The sequence below is a fragment of the Paenibacillus cymbidii genome (genome assembly GCF_004764705.1).
Taxonomy (GTDB): domain Bacteria; phylum Bacillota; class Bacilli; order Paenibacillales; family NBRC-103111; genus Paenibacillus_AN; species Paenibacillus_AN cymbidii.
This window is the reverse complement of the sequence record NZ_SHLX01000001.1, coordinates 565,983-585,839: the sequence shown is the minus strand read 5'-3', so window position 1 is coordinate 585,839 and position 19,857 is coordinate 565,983. Positions and strand designations below refer to the sequence as shown.

The 19,857-nt window shown below is 59.1% G+C and carries 17 protein-coding genes; all 17 read right to left on the bottom strand.

The window, feature by feature from the left end; genetic code table 11:
- Window positions 1-65: 65 nt before the first annotated feature.
- The 17 genes from EXY20_RS02575 to rbfA all read right to left on the bottom strand — a co-directional run bounded on the left by EXY20_RS02575 (window position 66) and on the right by rbfA (window position 19,855).
- Window positions 66-2,933 (bottom strand): family 78 glycoside hydrolase catalytic domain, encoded by a 2,868-nt coding sequence (locus EXY20_RS02575; RefSeq protein WP_135547274.1) that lies wholly within the window; start codon window positions 2,931-2,933, stop codon window positions 66-68.
- 215 nt (window positions 2,934-3,148) lie between these two features.
- Window positions 3,149-3,388, bottom strand: a complete 240-nt coding sequence (locus EXY20_RS02570) for a YlzJ-like family protein (RefSeq protein ID WP_135547272.1) — start codon at window positions 3,386-3,388, stop codon at window positions 3,149-3,151.
- Window positions 3,385-4,131 carry a ClpP family protease gene (locus EXY20_RS02565; RefSeq protein WP_135547269.1) on the bottom strand — a complete coding sequence of 249 codons (747 nt, stop codon included), beginning with the start codon at window positions 4,129-4,131 and terminating at the stop codon, window positions 3,385-3,387. Before EXY20_RS02565 ends, EXY20_RS02570 begins: the two co-directional genes overlap by 4 nt.
- Window positions 4,132-4,746: 615 nt before the next feature.
- Entirely contained in the window at window positions 4,747-6,423 is a 1,677-nt protein-coding gene (locus tag EXY20_RS02560) for a ribonuclease J (RefSeq protein WP_135547267.1), read from the bottom strand.
- A 409-nt stretch (window positions 6,424-6,832) separates the two neighbouring features.
- Complete coding sequence (gene dapA, locus EXY20_RS02555) at window positions 6,833-7,711, bottom strand: 4-hydroxy-tetrahydrodipicolinate synthase (RefSeq protein ID WP_135547265.1); 879 nt, start codon at window positions 7,709-7,711, stop codon at window positions 6,833-6,835.
- A 27-nt stretch (window positions 7,712-7,738) separates the two neighbouring features.
- Entirely contained in the window at window positions 7,739-8,959 is a 1,221-nt protein-coding gene (gene dapG, locus EXY20_RS02550) for an aspartate kinase (RefSeq protein ID WP_135547263.1), read from the bottom strand.
- A gap of 47 nt (window positions 8,960-9,006) precedes the next feature.
- Entirely contained in the window at window positions 9,007-10,047 is a 1,041-nt protein-coding gene (locus tag EXY20_RS02545; RefSeq protein ID WP_135547691.1) for an aspartate-semialdehyde dehydrogenase, read from the bottom strand.
- A gap of 112 nt (window positions 10,048-10,159) precedes the next feature.
- Entirely contained in the window at window positions 10,160-10,753 is a 594-nt protein-coding gene (locus EXY20_RS02540; protein ID WP_135547261.1) for a dipicolinate synthase subunit B, read from the bottom strand.
- Window positions 10,753-11,649 carry a dipicolinate synthase subunit DpsA gene (gene dpsA, locus EXY20_RS02535; RefSeq protein ID WP_135547258.1) on the bottom strand — a complete coding sequence of 299 codons (897 nt, stop codon included), beginning with the start codon at window positions 11,647-11,649 and terminating at the stop codon, window positions 10,753-10,755. The genes EXY20_RS02540 and dpsA overlap by 1 nt, the downstream gene beginning before the upstream one ends.
- 192 nt (window positions 11,650-11,841) lie before the next feature.
- Window positions 11,842-12,291, bottom strand: a complete 450-nt coding sequence (gene dut / locus EXY20_RS02530) for a dUTP diphosphatase (RefSeq protein WP_135547256.1) — start codon at window positions 12,289-12,291, stop codon at window positions 11,842-11,844.
- The gene (locus EXY20_RS02525) at window positions 12,251-13,534 is read right to left on the bottom strand and encodes a M16 family metallopeptidase (RefSeq protein WP_135547254.1); all 1,284 of its coding nucleotides are present in this window, start codon (window positions 13,532-13,534) and stop codon (window positions 12,251-12,253) included. The genes dut and EXY20_RS02525 overlap by 41 nt, the downstream gene beginning before the upstream one ends.
- Window positions 13,535-13,805: 271 nt before the next feature.
- The gene (pnp, locus tag EXY20_RS02520; RefSeq protein ID WP_135547251.1) at window positions 13,806-15,905 is read right to left on the bottom strand and encodes a polyribonucleotide nucleotidyltransferase; all 2,100 of its coding nucleotides are present in this window, start codon (window positions 15,903-15,905) and stop codon (window positions 13,806-13,808) included.
- 200 nt (window positions 15,906-16,105) lie between these two features.
- Window positions 16,106-16,375 carry a 30S ribosomal protein S15 gene (gene rpsO, locus EXY20_RS02515; protein WP_135547249.1) on the bottom strand — a complete coding sequence of 90 codons (270 nt, stop codon included), beginning with the start codon at window positions 16,373-16,375 and terminating at the stop codon, window positions 16,106-16,108.
- Between the two features lie 191 nt (window positions 16,376-16,566).
- A complete protein-coding gene (locus EXY20_RS02510; protein WP_135547246.1) occupies window positions 16,567-17,529 on the bottom strand; it encodes a bifunctional riboflavin kinase/FAD synthetase in 963 nt (320 codons plus the stop codon).
- 36 nt (window positions 17,530-17,565) lie between these two features.
- Window positions 17,566-18,510, bottom strand: coding sequence for a tRNA pseudouridine(55) synthase TruB (gene truB, locus EXY20_RS02505; protein WP_135547244.1), 945 nt, complete (start codon window positions 18,508-18,510; stop codon window positions 17,566-17,568).
- Window positions 18,507-19,502 carry a DHH family phosphoesterase gene (locus EXY20_RS02500; protein ID WP_135547242.1) on the bottom strand — a complete coding sequence of 332 codons (996 nt, stop codon included), beginning with the start codon at window positions 19,500-19,502 and terminating at the stop codon, window positions 18,507-18,509. The genes truB and EXY20_RS02500 overlap by 4 nt, the downstream gene beginning before the upstream one ends.
- On the bottom strand, window positions 19,499-19,855 hold the full coding sequence (gene rbfA / locus EXY20_RS02495) for a 30S ribosome-binding factor RbfA (RefSeq protein WP_135547240.1): 357 nt from the start codon (window positions 19,853-19,855) through the stop codon (window positions 19,499-19,501). Before rbfA ends, EXY20_RS02500 begins: the two co-directional genes overlap by 4 nt.
- Window positions 19,856-19,857 lie beyond the last annotated feature (2 nt).

Below are 19,857 nucleotides of genomic sequence, written 5' to 3'. Positions count from 1 at the left end.
CAAACCCCAACAGTGCTTGTTCAAAATGTCGGCGATACCTCCAATAGGCGGCAACGACCGGCGGGTTACCCGCCGATCGTATTCACGCGTATGTGCCAGCCCGCCTCCGGCGGGCATTCGATCGTCGTTTCGATCGCTGCCGGTACGGTCACGACCATCGACGGGACATCTCCTTCCTTCGTCCAGCTGACGTCGATCCTGCCGTGCGGCGTCGGCAGCGAACCAGTCACCCACGCAAGCGGCGTTTGCGGCGGGTCGATGCCGATGCGGGCGAACCCCGGCGCCATCCGCCGAATGCCCAGCAGCTGTTCGGCGAGCGCGTAGACGGGAGCGGAGGAACTGCCGTGCGCCTCGCTGCGGTGCGCCGTCTCGAACGTTTCCCATGCCGTCGTCGAACCGTGCGCCACCATCGTCCCCCAACCGGTGCGGATGCGCTCCAGCGTCAAATCCGCCCGCCCCATCCGATTCCAGCACGCCATCAAATAGACGGCCATGAACGGCATTCCGATGTCAGGCCAATGCGCCGGCCGCTCGACCAGCTTGCGTTCGACGCCTTGCTTATCGTCCGGGTGCAGGCAGCCGGTCAAATACAGAAACATGTGCGTATGCACGCTTCTCGTTGCGGAAACCGCGCCGCTGCGGTACAGCCCGTCGATGTATTCGCCGCTCTCCGCATCGCGGAGATGCCGCCATATCGCCTCGCGGAGCTGTTCGTAACGTTCGTTGTATCGCTGCGCCTCCTCCGGTCGGCCGGTTGCCGCGGCCATCTCCGCCGCGATGCGGTGGCAGTGGGCGAACAGCGCCTGCTGGGCCGTAACGACGCCCGCCTGCGGCAAATCGAGCGGCGCCCAGTCGAGCAAGTTCCAGGAAGAGGTGTCCAGCAGCCCGCGCGCATCTACGAACCGGTCATAATCGCGCAGCGTAGCTGCCACTTCCGGCAGCAGCGACGCATACAAGCTGAAATCGCCGGTATGCTCCACATAGTCTCGGATCGCCATAATCCAGCTGAACGTCCATACCGGGATGGCCGCTTGCCAATCGGAAGGCAGTTGCGCGAGCAGCAACCGGCTTTGGCTGCGCGAGCGCGGCACGAGCTCCAGGCAGTGCCGCGCCAAATCGGCCGCACCAAAAGCGGCATACGCAGCGAGCGCGCTGACTCGGAAGTCGCCGGTCCAGAACACCTGCTCGAACGTCGGGCAATCGGTGAACGCGTCTTCCATGCAAATTTGCAGCGTTTGCCGGGAAATGTCCCATATATCGTTCAGCAGCGGGTCGGAGCAGCGAAATGCTGCGTGTGTGGTCGTCGGGTAAGCGGCGTATTGCAGCCGGAATTCAAACACCCGGACCGGCGCGCTCATGCGGCGTACCGTCATCATGGCGTAACGCAGCCCCATTCGCGTGCCGCTCGCAAACCGCTGACGGCCTTGCCGGCATACGTAGCGGAAAGCGTTGTTGCAGCCGAACGTAAACACCGGCTTGCCGTCCTTCAGCTTCTCGAAGCCGTAGACATCGATCACCGTGCCGGCTTCCGCCTCCACTTCGAATTCCACATGCCCGATATATAACGTGCCAAAATCGAAAATCGTTTCGATATCGCCTCCGTCCGCCGGCATCGGAAGCACCGTCGGATGCGGATGAGGGTACACCATCTCCTCCAGCGCCGCGGTTACCGGAAACGTGCGTTGCACCCGCTTGCGATGCATAAGCGAAATGAGCAGTTTGTTGTGCATGACCCATTCTTCCGGTACATTCCGGCACAAGCCGCTTCGCGACGCAAGCTCCTCCAGCGTGCCGATGCGGCCGACCTCCACAAGCAGCGGCGCCGTCTCGTCCAGCCCGGTCCGCTTCTCGACGCCGCCGTAAACGGGCTGCACGCCGTCCGCCGACGGCACGATCGTTTGCACAGGGCCGATTGTGACGAATGTTGCGGCGGAAAAATGTTTTGCACCGTTATCCGGCAGCGGCGGCACGAACCGGACCGGACGATCGAACTGCAGTTCGATATGCGTCAGCACATCGTTGTGAATGCCCATGATTTCCAGCAGGAACAGATGGCGGCCCGGCGTCAGCGCGATCGGTTCGCCGGCGGCGAACCACGTGTCGTCGATCTTGAACCGGCCCTGCACGCCGTTCCAGCGGGAATGGGCGAACGATATCGTCCCTGTCGCTTGCGTCTCCGCTTCCAGCGCGGAAGCAAGAAAGCCGCTGAATATTTTGGCGTTGGCGTCACGGCTTCCCGGGAAAAAGTTGTCGCGCATGTTGACCGAAACAATGTGCGCAGCGGGAACGGTTTCACTGACAGCGCTTACTTGTACGGGGTGGATCGTGCGCCGCGCCATATGCGGAATCGGCCTGGGATACAGCGTTCCCCAGAACCCTTCCCCACTATCGGCGACAACGAAGCTGCTCGCCCAATCGCTGTCGTCGAAGTCCGCTTCGGTCCAGCGCTCGTCTTGCCGATTCGCGTCGAACCATTCCATCCAGCCGAGATTGACGTTGCGCTTGACCACATAACGCTCGTACGCCTCGTGCCGCTTTTGCTTCCAGCCGGCATCCGTCGCCAGCGTCAGCAGGCTTGCACCGTCTGCGCCCGTCACCTCGAGCAGCGCGGCCAAACCGGCTTCGCCTTCCACATACTGATAATTGGAATGGCCAAAATGCCAGACACTGACGGCAATCGCATTGATGCCCGGCCGAAGGTGGTGTCCCACTTCATACGTATCGTAAAACCAATGATCGGCCGTCGATCGAATCGGCCCGCTGCCGATTTCCGTTCCGTTGATCCAGACGCGATAACGCGAATCGGCCGTAAGCCGCAGTTCGGCACTCCGGCGGTCGCCGTCCCGAAGGACGAACGTTTTGCGGAAGATCCGATGTTCATTAATCGGCTGGCGGTCGCCGTCGTCCCAGATCCATTTCGCCCGTTTGTCCATGACGTTCCCCCTGGTTGTGCTGCTGCCGCGAACCGGCGCAGTGAGCCGGTGGCGCGTTTTTCTTAATTAAACCCGATTTTGGCGAGCGCCGCTAATTGAATTTTTATTTTTTTATGCGAAAATTTATCGACTTTCCCGGCAAGCCGGATTTTATACAAAAAAAGAACCCGGTTGGGGGCGGGTTCGACTGTGTGGCTGACTGCCGGATGTTCCTGTCAGCCGCGTTTGTCCGACGGGAAGTTTGGCGCAAAGGCGATGATCGTCCCCGGGGTGTAGTGGGGATTCAAATAATCTTGCGGGTCCGGGCTGAACAGGCGCACGATGCGTACCCGGCGGGCATCGACCGTTTCGACCTGCATGGTGACGCCGCCCAGCTCGATTTCCTGGAAAGCCGGCTGGTGCTCGTCAAACCCTTGCATGACCGTTTCGATCGGCATGACAGAATGGATAATCATTGCACGTATCCTCCGTTGCCTTCCTGCTTCCGTTCGGCAATGCGCCGGTTCAGTTCGCGGATCGCTTCGCCCACGCCGCCGATGACGTCGATCAGGCCGTATTTGACCGCGTCCGCACCGATCACCGTCGTGCCGATGTCGCGCGTCAGCTCGCCCGTTTTGAACATCAGCTCCTTGAACTTCTCCTCGGTAATCCGCGAATGTTTCGTTACGAAGCGAATGACCCGCTCCTGCATTTTATCCAAATATTCGAACGTTTGCGGCACGCCGATGACGAGCCCGTTCAGCCGGATCGGGTGCACCGTCATCGTCGCTGTTTCGGCGATGATGGAGTAGCCCGCGGATACGGCGATCGGCACGCCGATGCTGTGGCCGCCGCCGAGCACGAGCGTCACCGTCGGCTTCGACAAGGAAGCGATCATCTCCGCAATCGCCAGACCCGCCTCCACATCGCCGCCAACCGTATTAAGAATGATCAGCACGCCTTCGATTTTCGGATTTTGTTCGACGGCAACCAGTTGCGGAATGATGTGCTCGTATTTGGTCGTTTTGTTCTGCGGCGGCAAAATGATGTGCCCTTCGATTTGCCCGACGATCGTCATGCAGAACACGTTCGATTCGGCCGGTGCCGGCGTGTTCGTTTGCCCGAGCTGCTGGATGTTGTCGAGCACTTTTTTGTCCTCCTGCGCCGGCGCCGGTGCGGGGGCGGGTGCTTCTTCGTTCGTCGCGCGCCAATCGTTCATCGTTCGCTGCTCCTTCCGGGACGCTGGTCTTAAACGGCATGCGTCGCCCTATTCCCGTATAGTATGGATGCCGGAAGCCGGCGATTATACGTTGACTGGCGATTTGCCGCGGCCTCACGCCGTGCGTTTAGCGTTTGTTACCGATTCTCCATGCCAAGCCCAGCTCTCCGCTCCCGCCCTGTTTGAACGATCGCCAAGCAGACTCTTTGCACACAGGGGCGGCATTCTCCCTCCACCAACCAACCAATTTGCTTTCTTGGCGCTCCGATCAAACGTTCCGGAAAAATAGGCCATGTTTTATTGCCTATTCCGCCCAAAACGAGCATTCCCAGCAAAATAACCAGTGAAATCACTGGCTATTTCGACTAGAAGGCCTGATTCGGGGCCTACTGGAGCAATAAGCCATGTTTTCACTGGCTATTTCCGACGAGGCGCCCGAAATCGGGCAAATAAGCCATTTTTCATGGGCTATTTTCGTAACCCGGCGCGGCATGATGCCGCGCCGGCCGCAACAGCGGTATTTTATACTTTTTTGAAATCAAATAAGCGCCTCTCCGTATAAGGAAAGGCGCTGCTGGATGTGACAAGGTTCCATTAAGTGACCAGTTGGCGGTATTAAACTTCCATGATAATTGGCAGAATCATGGGGCGTCTTCTTGTCTGTTCATATAAAAATCGTCCGAGTGCGTCTTTGACATGTGTTTTGAGCGAGGCCCATTCATTGACATTCTCGCTCATTAACCTGGTGAGCGTGCTCGTTACGATCCGATTCGCTTCTTCCAGCAATCCTTCGGATTCCCGAACGTATACGAAGCCGCGGGAAATGATATCCGGTCCGGACAGAATCGTGCCGTCCTGCTTGCTGAGCGTCACCACAACGACGAGAATGCCGTCCTGCGACAACAGCTTGCGGTCTCGAAGCACGATATTTCCGACGTCGCCGACGCCGAGACCATCGATCAGCACATTGCCGGAAGACACGCGCGACCCTTTGCGGGCGACACCGTTCTCGATTTCGACCGTTTCGCCGATATCGATGATGAAGATGTCTTCGCGGTCGATGCCGACCTTCTCCGCCAGTTGCCCGTGCAGGCGCAGCATCCGGTACTCGCCGTGGATCGGGATAAAGTAGCGCGGCCGCATCAGGTTGAGCATCAGCTTCAGCTCTTCCTGGCTGCCGTGACCGGATACGTGAACGCCCGATACCGAACCCGGGCCGTAAATGACGTGCGCGCCGAGCCGAAACAGCTCGTCAACCGTGCGACCGACATACTTCTCGTTGCCGGGAATCGGCGTCGCCGCAATAATGACCGTGTCGCCAGGCAGGATGTCCACCTTGCGGTGCGTGGAGCGCGCCATGCGCGTCAGCGCCGACATCGGCTCGCCCTGGCTGCCGGTCGACAGAATGACCACGCGGTCGGCCGCCATCCGGTTCACTTCCTCCGGCTCGATCAGCATGCCGTCCGGGATGCGCAAGTAGCCGAGCTCCGAAGCAATCGTCACCACGTTGACCATGCTGCGCCCGATCACCGCCACCTTGCGGCGCGTCGCTTCAGCCGCGTCGATGACCTGCTGCACGCGGTGCACGTTCGATGCGAATGTCGCCACAACGACGCGCTGCTTCGACCTGCGGAATACTTCCTCCAGCTCGACGCCGACGCTCTTCTCCGATCCGGTAAAACCGGGGCGCTCCGCGTTCGTGCTGTCCGACAGAAGCGCAAGTACGCCCTTCTTGCCGATCTCGGCCATCCGGTGCAAATCCGCATACTGGTCGTTGACCGGCGTCTGGTCGAACTTGAAGTCTCCCGTATGAACGACGGCGCCTTCCGGCGTGTCCAGGCAAATCCCGACCGAATCGGGAATGCTATGGTTCGTCTTGAAGAACGTCGCCGTAATCGTTCCCATATGCAGCACGGATTCGGCATTGATGAGCACACGCTTCGTTTCGCCGAGCAATCCCGCTTCCTTCAGCTTCGCCTCGACAAGCCCGAGCGTCAGCTTCGTGCCGAATATCGGTACATTCAGCTGGCGAAGAACATAAGGCAAACCGCCGATATGGTCTTCATGTCCGTGCGTGAGCAGAATGCCGCGTACCTTGTCGCGATTCTCGATCAAATACGAGATGTCGGGAATGACGATATCGATCCCCAGCATGTCCTCCTCGGGAAATTTCAAACCGGAGTCCACGACCACAATATCATTCGCGTACTGGATAACATACATATTCTTACCGATCTCGCCCACGCCGCCAAGAGCGAAGATCAACAACTTATCAACTGATTTCTTGGACAAAGCAATACCTCCTTGTTAGTTTCGCGACGATTTCCATATGATCCCAAATCAAAAAGAACCGCACCAGCCACTTAGCATCATTATACAAGATAAAAAGAGGCAAACACAAGCCAGCCATTCGGTACCCTTATGGTTCCCCCAAAAAGCGATTCGATGCTTGCCGGCCGCACTTGATGACGCGGCTTTAGGGCCTGTTTGAACACCCGCTCAGGTGCATCTTGCACCGCCTTTTCGCCCCCTGCTGCGTCAGGGTGTGTCTGGTAACCCGCTCAGGTGCATCTTGCACCGCCTTTTCGCCCCCTGCTGCGTCACCTTTGCTTGACTTACCCCCGGTAAGCCTGCGCAAAACTTCCTTGCATGGAACGAAAATTCGGCCCAATCTGCTGTCTTCGGAGTATTCAAACACGCTCTAGGCGAACAGCGCTTCGATGAACGCCGCTTCTTCCTTCGTCACTTCCACGAGCGGCAATCGCAAGCCGCCGACATCAATGCCGCGCGCGTTCAAGGCATGTTTGACCGGAGCCGGGTTCGGCACGCGATGCGGGCACTCGAACAACCCTTTGAAAATCGGGTGCAGCGAAGCATGCAGCTGCGCCGCTTCCTGAACTTGTCCGCTTGTGAACGTGCGGATCAACTGTTGCAACCGTTTGCCAACCACGTGGCTGGCAACGCTTACGATCCCGTATGCGCCAACGGCCAGAAACGGCAGCGTCATGAAATCGTCGCCGGAATACACGCGGAAATGCGCCGGCGCCTTGGCCACCAGCGTCGTAATATGATCGAGATCGGCATGCGCCTCCTTCGAGGCGACGACGTTCGGCAGTTCGGCAAGCCGAAGCGTCGTTTCCGGCGACACGTTGATGCCGGTTCGCGACGGAATATTGTACAGCATGACCGGCAGCTTGGTCGACTGGGCGATCGCCGCAAAATGGCGGTACAACCCTTCTTGCGATGGCCGGTTGTAATAAGGGGCAACGAGCAGCACGCCGTCGACGCCGGCCCGCTCGGCCGCTTGCGTCGCTTCGATCGACGCCGCCGTATCGTAGCTGCCCGTACCGGCGATGACGCGGGCGCGCCCGTTCGCACGTTTCACGACCGTTTCGAACATGCGCGCCTTCTCATCGTCGCCAAGCGTCGGCGACTCCCCCGTCGTCCCGCAGACGACGAGGCTTTCGCTTTGCTGTTCTTCGATCAAATAATCGACAAGCTCTTCCACTTTGGTCCAGTTCACTTGAAGCTGCGCGTCAAACGGCGTCACCATAGCCGTGACGACTCTGCCGAAATCCATGTCGGTACCTCCCACAATAGTTCCCTCTCATCCGCGATGCAGCTCGAACGCCGCATGCAGCGTGCGCACGGCCGCGATCAGGTCGGCGCCTTTCACCAGCACCCAGATCGTTGCGTTCGAATCGGCCGATTGCAGGATGGCAATATCTTGCTCCGTCAACGCTTCGACAATGCGCGCCATGATGCCCGGCACGCCGTTCATGCCGCCGCCGATGACGGATATTTTGGCGCAGCCGGGCAGCGCTTGCGGCTCGTACCCCATCTCGCGCAACAGGCGCACCGCGCGCTCCGCTTCGCGGTCGAACACGGTATAGGCCACGCTGGCCGGATTCACATTGATAAAATCGACGCTGATCTGCCGCTTCGCCATCGCCTTGAACACATCAACCGGCATGTCGTACCGGCCGGCTTCGCCCTTGACGCGAATTTGCGTAATGCCGGTTACATGGGCAATGCCCGTTACGAACCGGTCGTTGACGATGCCGGGCGCCGGATACAGCGCGTCGCTCGCCACAACGAGCGTGCCTTCGCCCGACGAAAACGTCGAGCGGACGCGAACCGGCAAGTTCGCCTGCATCGCAATTTCGACCGCCCGCGGGTGCACCACTTTAGCGCCGTTGCTGGCCATATTGCAAATTTCCGCAAACGACACGCGTGCGATCGGCCGGGCGTCGGGCTCCACTTTCGGATCCGCCGTCAGAATGCCGTCCACATCGGTATAAATATCGACGATCTCGGCTCGCAGCGCGGCGCCGAGCGCCGTTGCCGACGTATCGCTGCCGCCGCGGCCGAGCGTCGTCACATCGCCTTGCGGCGTAACTCCCTGAAAGCCGGTCACGATGACAACCTTGCGCTGCGCCAGCAAATCCAGCACGCGGGTCGGCTTTATTTCCGCAATCGAGGCGTCGCCGTACCGGTCGTCCGTGACGATGCCGGCTTGGCCGCCGCTGAGCACCGAGGCCGGTATTCCCGCCTCTTCCAGCAAGCTGCAAAGCGTCGCGGCGCTGATCGTTTCGCCGCAGCCGAGCAGCATGTCGAGTTCCCGCTTCGGCAGCGCGCCGCCGTTGCGGTCGATCCAATCGAGCAACGTGTCCGTTGCGTAAGGTTCGCCTTTTCTTCCCATCGCGGATACGACGACTACGACGTGATACCCTTGCTGCAGCTCGCGCTTGATATGCTGGATGACTTCATTACGGGCGTTTGCGGTGGAAAGGGAAGTGCCCCCGAACTTCTGCACCAGGATGCGCATTGTTCTTCCCCCCGAGCCGGCCTTGCCGGCTGCCGCCTCATGTTCGCTTACGGCTGTTCAATGGCGATGTACTCGCCGATCTGCACGGCGTTCCATGCCGCGCCTTTGAGCAAATTGTCGGACACGATCCACATATTCAGCGCGCGAGGATTGCCCAGGTCGCGGCGGATGCGGCCGACGAACGTTTCGGTTCGGCCCGCCGCTTCGGTTGCCAGCGGGTAGCGCTGTTCGGACGGATCGTCGACCAGCACGATACCCGGTGCCTCGGCGAGCAGCCGTTTCACTTCTTCGACGTCGAAATCGCGCTTCAGCTCGACATAAACGGACTCGGAGTGGCCGTAAACGACCGGAATCCGCACGCACGTAGCCGTCACTTCGATCGTGTCGTCGCCCATAATTTTTTTCGTTTCGTTGATCATTTTCATTTCTTCATTCGTGAACCCGTTATCGAGGAACTTGTCGATTTGCGGGATCGCGTTGAACGCGATCGGATGTTTCACCGGCAACGACGAAACCGGCAACAGATCCGGCTTCACCTCCCGACCTGCGAGCACATCGGCGGTTTGCCGCTTCATCTCCTCGATCGCGCGGCTGCCGGCGCCGGACACGGCCTGGTACGTGGAGACGATAATACGCGACATGCCGAAACGGTCGTAAAGCGGTTTAAGCGCGGCGACCATCTGGATCGTCGAGCAGTTCGGGTTGGCGATGATGCCTTTGTTCTCATTGATGCCGTCCACGTTGACTTCGGGCACGACGAGCGGCACGTCCGGGTCCATCCGGTACGCGCTCGTGTTGTCGATACAGATCGCACCGGCAGCGACCGCATGCGGCACAAGCGCCTTGCTCACGTCTCCGCCCGCGCTGAAGAAGGCGATCTCCACGCCTTCGAAGCTTGCCGGCGTCGCTTCCTCGACGGTAATGTCCTCGCCGCGGAAACGCACTTTCCGTCCGGCCGAACGCGCTGAAGCCAGCAGCTTCAACTGCCGGATCGGAAACCCTCGTTCATCCAGCAAACGGACGATCTGTTCTCCTACCGCTCCCGTTACGCCGACAACCGCCACATGAAACTGCTTCTGATTCGGCAACACGAGTCTCTCCCTTGCTCAGGTGAAATGAAGAAGAAAGCTTCTTGCGAAGCTTGGGGCCGTATTACGGATGCCCTTAACCGATTCGGCATGCTGCCTGCGCCAAATCGTATCAGTACTGAAACCGCTCGATAATCATCGGCTGCAGTTGTCTGCCTTCCAGCGACGCTTCGCACGTTTCCATAATCAGGTCCATACGCGCCACAAGCGAGTTGGGCTTGGCGAACGGCGCATCCTGACCGTAGGGAACGAAGTAAATGTTCTTCGCGGTCTGCAGCCTGGCGATGTTGAATGCGTTCAAGCCGAGCCCGTCATTGGTGGAAATCGCCAGCACCAGCGGCCGGCCGTTGCGCATTTGCGCTTTGGCCGCCATCAGCACGGCGCTTTCCGTCAATGCGTTGGCAAGCTTGCTTGTCGTATTGCCCGTGCACGGAGCAATCACGAGCACGTTGAAACGTTTGGAAGGGCCGAGCGGCTCCGCATCCACGATTGAAGAAATAATATCATTCCCGGTTATATCTTTCAACTGTTTTTGCCAACTTTCCGATGTGCCGAACCGCGTGTCGGTCGTCATCAGCGTCTGCGACGCAACCGGCACGACGGTAGCTCCCGCGTCGACGAACCGCTTGATTTGCGGCATTACTTCCTCGAACGTGCAATGCGACCCCGTTAGCGCAAAGCCGACTGTCACCCCATGCCAATCCATTACGGATTCCTCCCGTTTCGTTCGTCTTCCTGCAACAATTCGGCCAAAGTCTGCGCGATGATGCGTCCTGCCGTTTTGGGAGCGACGATACCGGGCAACCCGGGGGCCAGCAGCGCCTTGACGCCCCGCTTCTCGGCGAACCGGAAATCCGTCCCCCCGGGCTTCGAAGCGAGATCGATGATCAGGGCGCGATGCGGGATGTTCGCAATGATTTGCGCCGTTACGACCATGGCGGGAATCGTATTGAACAGCAGATCCACCCCCGCCGCGTGTTCTTGCAAATCGCGCAGGTAGAACGGCGTGAACCCCATCTCCGCCGCCCGGGCGTAGTGTTCCGGCTTTCGCACTCCCGTCTTCACCTTCGCGCCGAGCCCTTGCAGCGTGCGGGCCAGCGTCAGCCCTGTCCGTCCAATCCCGAGCACCATGCTTTGCGAACCGTGTATCGTAAAATCGGTGTTCTGGATCGCCATCATAATGGCGCCCTCCGCGGTAGGGATCGAATTGTAAATTGCTACGTCGTCGCGCTCGAACAGCTCGATTAGCGTAATGGCGTGGTTCGCGCAAATTGACTTCAAATACGCTTTGGCCATCCCGGTATATACTTTGGCGTGCTTCGGGAGCGCTGCGATATGGTCATCCGTCAACACGAGCTCTTCGGACGTGAAGATCGACTCCACCTTCCCGCTGTCATCGCTGCCGACGGCCGGCAAAATGACGGCGTCCGCCTGGCTGAACCCTTCGGGCGAAAACGCGGTTTTGACGACACCGCCGAGCGGATGCTGCAAGTTGTCGAAACCCATTAACCGAACGGCGGCATCGAGCTCGGACAATTTCTGGATGACTTCCAGTTGCCGCGCGTCCCCGCCGACGAATGCAATTTGAATGCCGGTCAGCACAAGACTCCCCTCCTTTCCAAGCTTGCGTTTGGGATATTATATGCATCTGCCCAAGGGGGGGTTCCAGCCCCGGGCACGGGCGGATGCCACGGCCGGCGACAGTTGGTTGGATAAGCGGAGGGGCATAATCGACGAGGCTGGGACGCATAAAAAAAGCCCCGCTCTTAGCCCGCGGGGCACAACAAACCATATTTACTTCGAACCCGTATGTCCAAACCCGCCGCCGCCGCGCTCCGTATCGGACAGCTCGTCCACTTCCGTCAGCGCGATTTCCGGCACAAGCTGGAACACCATTTGCGCAATCCGTTCGCCGCGCTCGATCGTAAACGGCGCTTGTCCGTGATTGATGAGCAGCACCTTCACTTCGCCGCGGTAGTCGGCGTCAATCGTGCCCGGCGTGTTCAGCGACGTGATGCCGTGCTTGAGCGCCAGCCCGCTGCGCGGGCGAATCTGCGCTTCCAGCCCGGCCGGCATACTCATCGCGAAGCCGGTCGGGATCAGCATTCGTTCCCCCGGATGCAGCACTACCGGCCCCTCCACAGCCGCGTGAATATCGAAGCCGCTGGCAAGTAGCGACATTTTTCGCGGCAACGGCACATCCTCATTGCCCGGCAGTCGTTTCAGTTGAACGCCGTACGACAAGCTGATCCCTCCCAAACGATTGAATGGCTTTGTCCGATTGCCCGACCATGGCGAGAGCAAACGGCTGTGCGAACAGCTCGTTCGTTAATGCCTTGATGTCTTCCATGCGAATCGCCTCGATGCGTTCGATAATTTCGTCCATCGTGTTGTGCTTGCCGAGCATCAGCTCGTTTTTGCCGATGCGGTTCATCCGGCTGCTCGTGCTTTCCAGGCCGAGGATCAAGCTGCCTTTCAGTTGCTCCTTGCCCCGGCGCAGTTCGGCGTCCAGCACGCCCTGGCCGATCACATCGCCGATGACGTCCATCGACACCTTGAGCACTTCCTCCGTTTGTTTCGGCGCCGTGCCGATGTAGACGGTGAACAGACCGCTGTCGAGATGGGCCGAATGATACGAATAAACCGAATACGCCATGCCGCGCTTCTCGCGAATTTCCTGGAACAGACGCGAGCTCATTCCGCCGCCGATGACGTTGTTGAGCAGAATCATTCCGTATAACCGCTCGTCGCCGATCGAACAGCCCGGCCACGAAAAACAAATATGGTTTTGCTCCGTCTTCTTCGAATGGAACAACGAGTCGCCGACGAAGCCCGGCGGGTCGCAGGAGAACGGCTCGCCGACATTGGCGAATCCGGAGAAATGCCGCTCCAGCAGCTCGAGCAAATCGTCGCCGTAATTGCCGGCCACGCCGATGACGAAATTGCCGACCGAATAATGGCGGTCCATGTAGTCGCGCAGCTCGTAAGCAGAGAGCGAGCGCAAATTCGGTTCCGTGCCGAGAATCGTCAAGCCGAGCGGATGGTCGCCGTAAGCCGCTTTGGCCAACAAATCGTGAACGAGGTCGTCGGGTGTATCGTCATACATCGCGATTTCCTCGAGAATGACGTTGCGTTCCTTCTCCAGTTCTTCCGTATCCAGCCGCGAATGAAACACCATGTCGGCCAGCACGTCGACGGCGATATGCAAATGTTCGTCCAGCACCTTGGCGTAGTAGCACGTATACTCCTTCGTCGTGAACGCGTTGACGTTGCCGCCGATCCCGTCGAAGACGTCGGCGATATCTTTGGCCGAATAACGGTCCGTTCCCTTAAACAGCATGTGTTCGATAAAATGGGAAACGCCGTTCAGCGGAAGCGGCTCGTTGCGCGAGCCCGTCTTTACCCAAATGCCGAATGAAACCGAGCGGCAGGTTGGAATTTTCTCCATCACAACGCGCATGCCGTTGGATAAGTGGTGTTTGATCAAGTCAGGTCCTCCTAAACGGGTTGCCGCAGCTTCGGCACTTTTGGGCAACCGTTACAGATGAATGTAGCACGAACACAAGCTAAATTCAAATAGACGGCGCCTACTCCGCCGCATTCATCTATATGAGCCGGGCGTCCGGAATAGACCGATTGGCGACTTTCGCCAGAAAAAGCAAAAAGAGTCAGACATTCGCTGGCTCTTTCGGTAAAATGGATTTATACGGCTCGCTTCGCTACTCTTCGAACCGGGCCGGAAAACCGGTCAACATCCGTTAGGAAGTGACCGGCTTCTGCTCCAGCGTCGCTTTGCGGGACAGGTTGACTCTGCCTTGCTGATCGATTTCGGTCACTTTGACCGTAATTTTGTCGCCCAGGCTGACGACATCCTCCACTTTCGCTACCCGTTCGTTAGCCAGCTGCGAAATGTGGACGAGCCCTTCCTTGCCCGGCAGCACTTCGACAAAAGCGCCGAATTTTTCGATCCGTTTGACGGTGCCAAGGTATACTTCGCCGACGACCACTTCGCGCACGATGCCTTCGATGATCGAACGGGCCTTTTCGTTCATCGTTTCGTCGGAAGAGGCGATAAACACCTTGCCGTCCTGTTCGATATCGATTTTGACGCCGGTTTCGTCGATGATTTTGTTGATGATTTTGCCGCCGGCGCCGATGACGTCGCGGATTTTGTCCGGATGGATTTGCATGATGATGATCTTTGGCGCGTAAGGAGAAAGCGACTTCTTCGGCGCGGCGATGTGGGCCAGCATTTTGCCCAGAATGAACATGCGGCCTTCCTTCGCCTGCTGCAGCGCCTCAGCCAAAATTTCGCGGCTGATGCCGGCGATTTTGATGTCCATCTGAATGGCCGTTACGCCCGTTGCGGTTCCCGCCACTTTGAAGTCCATATCGCCGAGATGGTCTTCCATCCCTTGAATGTCGGTCAGAATCGACACGTGGTCGCCGTCCTTGATCAGCCCCATCGCGATGCCCGCTACCGGCGCCTTAATCGGCACGCCCGCGTCCATCAGCGCCATCGTGCCCGCGCAAATGCTCGCCTGCGAAGTCGAACCGTTCGATTCCAGCACCTCGGAGACGACGCGAATCGTATACGGAAACACGGATTCGTCCGGGATAACCATCTCGAGCGCCCGTTCGCCAAGCGCACCGTGGCCGATTTCGCGGCGTCCCGGCGGACGAAGCGGCCGCGCTTCCCCGACGCTGAACGGCGGGAAATTGTAATGGTGCATGAACCGTTTGCTTTCCTCGAGATCGATGCCGTCCAAAATTTGCACGTCGCCGAGCGCGCCAAGCGTACAAACGCTAAGCGCCTGCGTTTGCCCGCGGGTGAACAGCCCCGTGCCGTGCGTACGCGCAAGCAGTCCCGTGTCGCATTCGATCGGGCGAATTTCGTTCAAGGCGCGGCCGTCCGGACGAACCTTGTCGTGCGTAATCAGGCGGCGCACTTCTTCCTTGACGATATCGTGCAGCACTTCCTTCACATCGGCGATGCGGCCCGGCGTTTCGGCATATTGCTGCTTGAACAGTTCGACCGTTTCGCTTTCGATCGCGTCGATTGCATCCTGCCGCGCATGCTTCTCTGCGATGCGCACCGCTTCGACGAGACGGGCTTCCGCATAGTCGCGCACGGCGCGGTTCACTTCGGCATCGACCGTATGCAGCTGTACTTCCATCTTCGGCTTGCCGACTTCCGCGACGAATTGTTCGATGGCGGCGACGATCGTTTTGATCGCTTCGTGGCCGAACATGATCGCTTCGAGCATGATTTCTTCCGGCACCTCGTGCGCTTCCGCTTCAACCATCATGATCGCGTCTTTCGTGCCCGCCACCACGAGATACAGTTCGCTGACGGCCGCTTGCGCCACCGTCGGGTTGATGACGAACTGCCCGTCCACCCGGCCGACGACAACGCCGCCGATCGGACCGTCGAACGGCACGTCGGAAATGGCGAGCGACGCGGAAGTGCCGATCATGGCCGTAATTTCCGGCGAGTTGTCCTGCTCCACGCTCATGACCAGGTTCACGATCTGCACGTCGTTGCGGAACCCTTCCGCGAACAGCGGCCGGATCGGACGGTCAGTCAGCCGGCTGGCGAGAATCGCCTTCTGCGAAGGACGCCCTTCGCGTTTCACGTACCCGCCGGGAATTTTGCCGACGGCGTACATCCGTTCCTCATAGTTCACGGTCAGCGGAAAAAAATCAAGGTCCTTCGGATCCTTCGATGCCGTTACGGTGCAAAGTACGGCGGTGTCGCCGTAACGGGCCATTACCGCCCCGTTCGCCTGTTTGGCCAAACGCCCGCTTTCGAGAATAAGCGGCCGGCCGCCTAGGTCGATTTGTATCTTCTTCTCCATCGTTTCCCTCCTTAAAGTGGTCGTTCAAATACAAGTGAACGACCTTACGACGTTATGTAAATCTCATATATGTTCAACATGCTTACTAGTATTTCCTGCTTTGATCGTGAAATAAACGGGGAGAGCGGGAACAAAAATAAAAGCAACCCGGTTCCCGCAGCCGGCTGTCCGGTACGGTAACACGCGGTTGCTTAATGTCATTAGCGGCGAAGCCCGAGTTTCTCGATCAGCGCGCTGTAACGTCTCACGTCTTTGTTCTTCAAGTACGCGAGCAGTTTGCGGCGTTGTCCGACCATCTTGAGCAATCCGCGGCGCGAATGATGATCCTTCTTGTGCGTGCGCAAATGATCCGTCAGGTTGACAATGTTTTCGGTCAGAATCGCGATCTGAACTTCGGGAGAACCGGTGTCCGTTTCGTGGACCTTGTGCTCCTGAATCAGCTGCTGTTTACGACCTTCAGCAAGTGCCATACCGTTCACCTCCTTCATCGATTGAATGATCCCCTTCAGCCCAGAAGCCGCCGGTGAGAGCGCGCATCCATGCCGAGGTTTAGCGGAGCGAATCCGCCCATGGTCTTGTTCTTGCACGACCGAACAACAGTATAGCATGAATGATAGCGGTGAAGCAACCGGCATTTCCGCGCGGCTCGCCGGAGCGCGGTCTATCCGATGTTGATGCCCGGCGGCCGTTCGGCCAGCAGCCGCCTCGCCTCGTCGGAATCCCGGCCGATCTGGGCGATCAGGTCGCTGACGGCAGGAAATTTGCGTTCGCCGCGCAGCATGCGCACGAACGAAACGGCTATCGTTTCGCCGTAAATATCACGGTCAAAATCGAACAAGTGCGCCTCGAGCGACACGCTGCTGTCGCCGTCCTTGAATGTCGGCCGCAAGCCGATGTTCATGACGCCGCCATATGTGTGGCCGCCTACGTGCGCATGAACGGCGTACACGCCGTTTGGCGGCATCACGTACAGTTCATGCGGCGCGATGTTGGCGGTCGGAAAACCGATGGTGCGCCCTCTGGCATGACCGTGAACAACCGTCCCCTGGATGCAGTACGGTCGCCCGAGCAACTCGGCCGCCCGGTCCACCTGGCCGGATTCCACGTATTCGCGGATGACCGTGCTGCCGACCTTGATCTCGTGCAGGTGATACGGCCGCACCACTTCGACCGTAAACCGGCCGTGCGCCAGATCGGTCAACGAATCGGCGGTGCCGGCGCCCAAATGGCCGAACGTGAAGTCGAAGCCGACGATCGCCGTATTGACGCCGAGCGGCGTTAATACTTCCTCGACGAATTGCGCCGGGCTCAGCGCGGCGAACGTACGGTCGAACGTCACGACGTAGATGCAGTCGATCCCCATGTCCCGCAGCAGCTCCAGCTTGTCCGGCAGCGGCGTCAGCGACTGCTCGTATTTGCTCTGACCGAGCACGGCGCGCGGATGCGGATCGAAGGTCATGACCGTCGCCGGCAAACCAAGCGAACGCGCGGTCCGAAGCGCGCGGCCGATCACCTCGCGGTGGCCGAGATGCATGCCGTCGAAGTCGCCAAGCGCCACGACGTGCGCTGACGGCATCCCCGGCTGCGGCAACGGCTGCGGCCACGTCAGTTCGTAAATATGCATGCAATGCGACCCCCTGGCTTCAATCTGCGAGGCAACTTAATTCCATACCTTCACCGGCACGAGCAGGCCGCGCGCAAGATCCGGCGCGAACAGCCCGACGAAGTCGCCCTTCGCCGCATAGACGCGCCAAACCGGCTGCGTTTCGCCCGGTTCCGCGGCGTCTTCGCCGAATGCCGGAACCTCCGATCGGGCCGATACCGGCAGGTTGATTTTTTGCCCTTGCTGCGCACGCAACGCGTCGGCATCGGCGACCGTGCACGCAGGCAAATGACCGATCGCCCGATCGGCCGGTATGAGCCGCGGCGCCAGATCGCCGGTTTGCGCCAGCCGCTCGATCTCCTCGAGCGTCAGACACATCGGCAGCGTCATCGAACCCGAAGACGTGCGCACCAGCGACGCCATCGCAGCGGGAACGCCCAGCTTGCGGCCGATATCCGCGCACAGCGTGCGGATGTATGTTCCCTTGGAGCAATCAACGGCAAAACGAATCAGCGGATAATCCCGCTCCAATTCCAGTTGAGTGATTTCGATCCGATAAATCGTGACGGAGCGAGGCTTGCGTTCGACTTCCCGTCCTTGACGGGCAAGCTCGTACAACCGTTTGCCGTCCACCTTGACCGCCGAATACATCGGCGGGATCTGATCGATCGTGCCGACAAACGACAACACGGCTTCCCGGACCTGCGCCTCCGTCAGCTTTACGCCCGGCAAACGCATCACCGGTTCGCCAGTCAAATCTTCCGTGTCGGTGGCGATGCCGATCGCCAGTTCCGCCTCGTACGATTTCGGCAAGTCCTGGATATACTCGACGACGCGCGTCGCTTTGCCGATGCAAAGCGGCAGCACGCCGGTCACTTTCGGATCGAGCGTGCCCGTATGGCCGATCCGCTTGACGCCGATCAGGCGCCGCACTTTGGCCACCACGTCGTGCGAGGTGAAGTCGACCGGTTTCAGCACCGGCAGTACACCGTCAAGCGTCATGACAGCTCCTTGGCGACTGCCGTCACGACCCGCTCGACGATTTCCGGCAGTTCGCCGACAAGCGTGCAGCCGGCTGCCCGGACATGGCCGCCGCCGCCAAACGACTTCGCAATCGCCGAAACGTCAACAAGCCCGGCCGAACGCATGCTCACCTTGTAGCGGTCGGGGACGACCTGCTTGAACAGCAGTCCGACCTCCACCCCTTCGATATTGCGCGGATAATTGACGAGTCCTTCCAAATCTTCGTTCGACGCCTGCGCTTCTTCAATATCCGCCGCCGAAACCCGAACCCAGGCGATCCGCTTGTCGTCCGTAAATGCCAGACTCGTCAGTGCCTTGCGCAGCAAAGCGACGTGCGAGTAGCTGAGCTTCTCCAGCAGATGATCGGCCAGTTCGTTGCCGTTGACGCCGTACTGCAGCATTTCCGAAGCGATCTGCAGCACTTTCGGCGTCGTGTTCGCGTATCGGAAGCCTCCGGTATCCGTGAGCAGGCCGGTATAAATGCAATCGCTCAATTCCTTTGTCCAACGGGCGCCGATAACGCACGCCAGATCGTACAAAATTTCTGCCGTGGCCGCCGCGTCGAACCGAAGCAGGTTCGCCGAGCCGAACGCGTCGTTCGTCGGATGGTGGTCGATGTTCAGCAGCGACACTTCGTCCGCGAACAGCTTGCTGACGGTGCCGACGCGCTTGAAGTCCGCGCAATCGACGCTGATAACGTTTGCGAACGTTCGATCCACGGCGGTCGCGCTGTAATTCACGATCGATTCGTAACCGGACAAATAGTCGAATTTGCGCGGCGAATTTCCTTCGTTGATCATCACGTACCGCTTGCCGAGCTGCTGCAGCATCAGCCCCGCGGCAAGCGTCGAGCTGACGGCGTCGCCGTCCGGCGTCACGTGCGACACGACGAGATAATCGTCGTGATCGCGCAAGAACCGTGCCGCTTCCGCCAGCTGCTCGCGATAAGGCGTCGTAGCTTCCGAACTCATAGCTCCGCTTTCCCCTCGTTCAATTGCGCAAGCAGCGCTTCGATTTTACTTCCGTAAGCGATCGAGCTGTCGAACACGAAAATTAGCTTCGGCACGACCCGCAGACGAATCCGCTTGCCAAGCTCGGAGCGCAAATAGCCGTTTCCTTTGGCAAGCGCCTTGAGCGTGTCTTTCTTCTGCTGATCCGTACCTAGCACGCTCAAATACACTTTCGCCTGGGACAAATCGTTGGTCGCTTCCACGCCGGTTATCGTCAGGAATCCAAGACGCGGATCCTTGAATTCGAATTGCAAAATTTGGCTCAATTCTTTTTTGATCTGCTCGCCTACGCGGCCGGTTCGCACTTTGGCCAATT